Source organism: Rathayibacter sp. AY1F8 (genome assembly GCF_002932165.1).
GTDB lineage: Bacteria > Actinomycetota > Actinomycetes > Actinomycetales > Microbacteriaceae > Rathayibacter.
This window is the reverse complement of record NZ_PSVB01000012.1, coordinates 86568-92567: the sequence shown is the minus strand read 5'-3', so window position 1 is coordinate 92567 and position 6000 is coordinate 86568. Positions and strand designations below refer to the sequence as shown.

Below are 6000 nucleotides of genomic sequence, written 5' to 3'. Positions count from 1 at the left end.
ACCCGGCAGGGGAGGCCCCGCCCTCGTCGCGAAAGCCCTCCGCCGTGTCCGCTCCCGCCCTCCCGTCTCCCGGCGCCCCCGCGCAGAAGCGCCCGAGCACGCTGCAGACCCTGCTGCGCCTCGTCCCCTTCGTCGGCGACTCCCTGCCCCGGCTGGTCGGCGGCATCGCGGTCGCGCTCGTGGCGAGCCTGGTGTCGCTGGTCATCCCGATCGTCCTGCAGCAGCTCGTCGACGGGCCGCTGGGGGACGGAGCGGCCTCCGCCGGCTCCGGCGACCTCGGGCCGCTGATCGGCCCGGTCGCCGTCATCCTCGTGCTCGGCGTCGTCGAGGCCGGTGCCATCGCGCTGCGGCGCCGGATGGTCCTCACCCCCAGCACGCGGATCGAGGCGCGCATGCGCTCGGCGCTCTACAGCCGCCTGCAGGACCTCCCCGTCTCGTTCCACGACCGCTGGCAGAGCGGGCAGCTCCTGTCGCGGGCGATGAGCGACCTCAGCCTCATCCGCCGCTGGATCGCCTTCGGCTTCGTCCTGCTCGTGGTCAACGCGCTGACGATCGTCGTCGGCTTCGGCGTCCTCGTCTACTGGAACCCGATCCTCGGCGTGCTCTTCGTCGTGTGCTCGATCCCGGTCTGGATCTACGGGTTCGCGTTCGAGAAGCGCTACTCGAGCATCGCGCGCCGCAGCCAGGACCAGGCGGGCGACCTCGCCACGACCGTCGAGCAGTCGGTGCACGGCATCCGCGTCCTCAAGGCCTTCGGCCGCCACCAGCACGCGCTGGAGAACTTCGCCGGCCAGGCCGAGAAGCTCCGCGGCACCGAGATCGACAAGGCCCGCGCCATCGCCGGGATCTGGCTCGTCCTGCTGCTGGTGCCGGACATCGCGTTCGCGCTCTGCCTGCTCGGCGGGGTCTGGCTCGCCGCGGCCGGCCAGCTGAGCGTCGGCGAGCTGTTCGCCTTCTTCGCCACCGCGACCGTGCTGCGCTGGCCGGTGGAGTCGATCGGCTTCCTCCTCTCGATGACCTTCGACACCCGCACGGCGGTCGACCGCTACTTCGAGGTGATGGACAGCCGGAACACCATCACCGACCCGGAGGACCCCGACACGATCCTCGAGCCGCGCGGTCGGGTCCGCTTCCGCGACGTCCACTTCCGCTACCAGGACGCCCCCGAGCGCTACCGCGACCTCCTCGACGGCGTCGACCTCGAGGTCGAGCCGGGCGAGACGATGGCACTGGTCGGCATCACCGGCTCCGGGAAGACGACGCTCACCGCGCTGCTCCCGCGCCTCTACGACGTGACCGGCGGAGCCATCGAGCTCGACGGCGTCGACATCCGCCGGCTCCGCCGCGACGAGCTGCGCACGCACGTCGGCATGGCGTTCGAGGACGCGACGCTCTTCTCCATCAGCGTGCGCGAGAACGTCCTCCTCGGCCGACCCGACGCGACCGAGGAGGAGTTGCTCGAGGCCCTCGAGATCGCGCAGGCCGACTTCGTCCACCGCCTCCCCGAGGGCCTGGACACGAAGGTGGGCGAGGAGGGGATGAGCCTCTCCGGCGGCCAGCGCCAGCGCCTGGCCCTCGCCCGCGCGGTGGCCGCGCGTCCGGCGGTGCTCGTCCTCGACGACCCGCTCTCGGCGCTAGACGTCGACACGGAGGCGCGCGTCGAGGCGGGGCTGCGCCGCGTGCTCGGCGACACCACGGCGATCATCGTCGCCCACCGCCCCTCGACGGTGGCGCTCGCCGATCGCGTGGCACTGATGGAGGAGGGCCGCATCACCGCGGTCGGCACCCACAGCGAGCTGCTCGCGAGCAGCCCGCACTACCGCTTCGTCATCTCGAGCCTCGAGGAGGACGAGCTGACCCGGCCCGCCGGGACCGAGCGCATCGGCTCCCGCCCCACGACGACCCACCAGGAGACGCGATCATGAGCACGCTCGGTTCCTCCGAGGAGCGCGACGACCTCAGCAGAGCGGAGTCGGCGGCCCTGCGCCGGCGCTCGCTGCGGCTGCTCGGCTCCCTGCTGCGGCCGCTCCGGCTGCGGCTGGTGCTCACCGCGGTCGTGGTCGTCGTCGCGACCGCTGCCCAGGTCGCGGGACCGGCGCTGATCGCGGCGGGCATCGACAACGGCCTGCCCGCGGTCCTCGCGGGGAACGCGGTCCCGCTGGCGGTCACGGTCGGCGCCTACATCCTCACCGGACTCGTCGGCGCGCTCCTGGTCGCCTGGTACACCGTGCTCTCCGCGCGGGTGAGCCAGGCGATCCTGATCGACCTGCGCAAGCGGGTCTTCCTGCACACCCAGAAGCTGAGCCTGGAGTTCCACGAGAACTACACCTCCGGCCGGATCATCTCGCGCCAGACCAGCGACCTCGACTCCATCCGCGAGCTGCTCGACTCCGGCATCAACCAGCTGGTGCAGGGTGCGCTCTACATGGGCTTCGTCGCGATCGCTCTGGTCTCCCTGGACGGCGTGAGCGGCATCGTGCTCGCCTGCGCCCTGGTGCCGCTCGCGCTGCTCACCCGCTGGTTCCAGAAACGGTCGCAGGCGCTGTTCCGCGGCACTCGCGTCGCCTCGTCGCGGCTCATCGTGCAGTTCGTGGAGTCCATGACCGGCATCCGCGCCGTGCAGACCTTCCGCACGCAGAAGCGCAACGAGTCCGTGTTCGGCGGGGTCGTCGAGCAGTACCGGCTCGCCTACAAGCGCGTCTTCGGGGTGTTCGGCACCTTCGACCCCGGGCTCGTGCTGATCGGCAACGTCACCGTCGCCGTGGTGCTGTTCATCGGCGGCGTCCGCGTGCTCGACGGCGGGCTCGAGATCGGCGCGCTGCTGGCGGTCCTGCTCTACACCCGGCGCTTCTTCGACCCGGTGCAGGAGATGGCGATGTTCTACAACTCCTACCAGTCGGCGGCCGCCGCGCTCGAGAAGATCTCGGGCGTGCTGGCCGAGGAGCCGAGCGTCCCGGATCCGGCCCGCCCGGTCGACCTGCGCCAGGCGCGGGGCCGCCTCGGCTTCGAGGGCGTCCGCTTCGCCTACACCGCCGACCGCGAGGTGCTGCCGCGCTTCGACCTCGACATCCCCGCCGGGCAGACCATCGCCCTCGTCGGGTCCACGGGCGCCGGCAAGACGACGCTCGCCAAGCTGATCTCGCGCTTCTACGACCCGAGCGACGGCGTGGTGACCCTCGACGGCGTGGACCTGCGGCAGCTGCACCCGAAGGACCTGCGGCGCGCGATCGTGATGGTCACCCAGGAGGCGTACCTCTTCTCCGGATCCGTCGCCGACAACATCGCGATCGGGCGGCCGACCGCGTCCTACGACGAGATCGTCCGGGCCGCGCAGGCGGTCGGCGCGCACGAGTTCATCCAGGCGCTGCCGGACGGCTACGACACCGATGTGAACAAGCGCGGCGGCCGCGTCTCGGCCGGTCAGCGCCAGCTGATCTCGTTCGCCCGCGCGTTCCTGGCCGACCCGGCGGTGCTGATCCTGGACGAGGCGACCTCCTCCCTCGACATCCCGAGCGAGCGCCTGGTGCAGCAGGGCCTGCAGACGCTCCTGGCGGACCGCACGGCGGTCATCATCGCGCACCGCCTCTCGACGGTCGCGATCGCCGACCGGGTGCTGGTGATGGAGCACGGCCGCATCGTCGAGGACGGCACTCCGGAGGCGCTCATCGCCGGCGAGGGCCGCTTCGCCACCCTGCACGCGGCCTGGCGGGACTCGCTCGTCTGAGCGGCTGCCGCTCGCGACTGACGCACTTGAGCCGATCCCGGCTCAGGGGCGCCAGCGTGCGCTGCGCACGTCGACGCGCCAGCCGCCCGGCGTGACGACGAGGGGCGTGCCCTCGCGCTCGTACTCCCGGCGGGCGCGCTCCTCGTGGCCGACCGGGGGCGCTCCTCCCGCGCGGACGACGCGCCACCAGGCGGTGTCGGAGCCGTAGCGGGCCATCACCGTGCCGACCGCGCGTGCCGCACGCGTGCCGAGGACCGCGGCGATCTCGCCGTAGGCCATCACGCGGCCGGGCGGGATGGAGGCGACCACCTCGAGGACGGCGGAGACGAAGTCGGCCGGCTCCGCTGCCTCCGGCGCCGCGCTCAGAGCGTCAGCGCCCCGATGTTCTCGCCGTACTGCGTCTCGCCGACGACCTCGAAGCCGATCCAGCGGAAGAACTGCTCCGGGCCGTCCTCGCCGGACTCCCAGATCACCGTGAGGGTGTCGAAGCCGCGGGCGCGCGCCTCGTCGGCGGTGGCGCGGACGGCGAAGGTGCCCACGCCGCGGCCCTGCTTCGCCGCGTCGATGTTGATGCGCCAGATGCAGCTGCGGAACTCCTCCGCCGCCTCCGGGTCGAAGTGCGCGTGGATGAAGCCGACCAGCTCGTCGCCGTCCATCACGGCCCGCTGCCAGGAGGCGCCCGGGTCGATCACCGCGGCGGCGGCGGAGTAGGAGACCGGCGCGATGAACTGCTCCTGGCCGGGTTTGAGGCTCAGACCGTTCACGGCGGAGATGTTCGAGGCGGACAGCTCTTCCAGGCGGAGGTCACTCATGCCGTCACTGTACCGGCGGCGCAGGACGGCGGGCATCCTCCTGTCGGGCGACGTGCGCCGGCCCCGGCGCGGACGATCGAGAACTGTCTCGACATCGAGACAGTTCGGGCCTCGGGTAGGCTGGCGGAGGCCATCCGGAGCGGTGCAGAGCCGCCCGTCCCGCACAGGTGCGGGGTCATCGACACCATGGGAGAGCAATGTCCAAGATCAAGGTTGAGGGAACGGTCGTCGAGCTCGACGGCGACGAGATGACGCGCATCATCTGGCAGAAGATCAAGGACACCCTCATCCACCCGTACCTCGACGTGAACCTCGAGTACTACGACCTCGGCATCGAGTACCGCGACGAGACGGACGACCAGGTCACGATCGACGCGGCGCACGCCATCCAGAAGCACGGCGTCGGCGTGAAGTGCGCGACCATCACCCCCGACGAGGCCCGCGTCGAGGAGTTCGGCCTCAAGAAGATGTGGAAGTCGCCCAACGGCACGATCCGCAACATCCTCGGCGGCGTGATCTTCCGCGAGCCCATCATCATCTCGAACATCCCGCGCCTGGTCCCCGGCTGGAACAAGCCGATCATCATCGGCCGCCACGCGTTCGGCGACCAGTACCGCGCCACCGACTTCGTCTTCAAGGGCAAGGGCACGCTGACCGTCGAGTTCACGCCCGAGGACGGCTCCGAGCCGATGAGATTCGAGGTCTACAAGGCCCCGGACGACGGCATCGCGCAGGTCCAGTACAACCAGGACGCGTCGATCCGCGACTTCGCCCGCTCGTCGCTGAACTACGGCCTCTCGCGCAACTACCCGGTCTACCTCTCCACCAAGAACACGATCCTCAAGGCCTACGACGGCCGCTTCAAGGACATCTTCGAGGAGATCTTCGAGACCGAGTTCAAGGAGCGCTTCGACGCCGCGGGCCTCACCTACGAGCACCGCCTCATCGACGACATGGTCGCCTCGGCCATGAAGTGGGAGGGCGGCTACGTCTGGGCCTGCAAGAACTACGACGGCGACGTCCAGTCCGACACCGTCGCGCAGGGCTTCGGCTCGCTGGGCCTGATGACCTCCGTGCTCTCCACGCCCGACGGCAGCGTCGTCGAGGCGGAGGCGGCGCACGGCACCGTCACGCGCCACTACCGCCAGCACCAGGCCGGCAAGCCCACCTCGACGAACCCGATCGCCTCGATCTACGCCTGGACGCGCGGCCTCGCGCACCGCGGCAAGCTCGACGGCAACCAGGAGCTCATCGACTTCTCGCTCACCCTGGAGGACGTGGTCATCAAGACGGTCGAGTCCGGGAAGATGACGAAGGACCTCGCCCTGCTCGTCGGCCCCGAGCAGGGCTGGCAGACGACCGAGGAGTTCCTCGCGACCCTCGATGAGAACCTGAAGGCCCGCATGTCGGCGTGATCTCCGGCTTCAGCAGACGCGTCCGGCCCGCACGATCCACGGATCCTGC

The 6000-nt window shown here is 70.8% G+C and carries 5 protein-coding genes; 3 read left to right on the top strand and 2 right to left on the bottom strand.

Annotated features, from left to right (window positions below; genetic code table 11):
- Positions 1-44: 44 nt before the first annotated feature.
- The gene (locus C5C35_RS10650) at positions 45-1925 is read left to right on the top strand and encodes an ABC transporter ATP-binding protein (RefSeq protein ID WP_104263074.1); all 1881 of its coding nucleotides are present in this window, start codon (positions 45-47) and stop codon (positions 1923-1925) included.
- Positions 1922-3724, top strand: coding sequence for an ABC transporter ATP-binding protein (locus C5C35_RS10645; protein WP_104258297.1), 1803 nt, complete (start codon positions 1922-1924; stop codon positions 3722-3724). Before C5C35_RS10650 ends, C5C35_RS10645 begins: the two co-directional genes overlap by 4 nt.
- A 42-nt stretch (positions 3725-3766) precedes the next feature.
- On the opposite strand, the gene C5C35_RS10640 is transcribed toward C5C35_RS10645, so the two are convergent.
- Complete coding sequence (locus C5C35_RS10640) at positions 3767-4090, bottom strand: MGMT family protein (RefSeq protein WP_104238475.1); 324 nt, start codon at positions 4088-4090, stop codon at positions 3767-3769.
- The gene (locus C5C35_RS10635) at positions 4087-4536 is read right to left on the bottom strand and encodes a GNAT family N-acetyltransferase (RefSeq protein ID WP_104224946.1); all 450 of its coding nucleotides are present in this window, start codon (positions 4534-4536) and stop codon (positions 4087-4089) included. Before C5C35_RS10635 ends, C5C35_RS10640 begins: the two co-directional genes overlap by 4 nt.
- Before the next feature lie 197 nt (positions 4537-4733).
- Between C5C35_RS10635 and C5C35_RS10630 the strand changes: the two genes are divergently transcribed.
- Positions 4734-5951 (top strand): NADP-dependent isocitrate dehydrogenase, encoded by a 1218-nt coding sequence (locus C5C35_RS10630; RefSeq protein WP_104224939.1) that lies wholly within the window; start codon positions 4734-4736, stop codon positions 5949-5951.
- Positions 5952-6000: the final 49 nt, after the last annotated feature.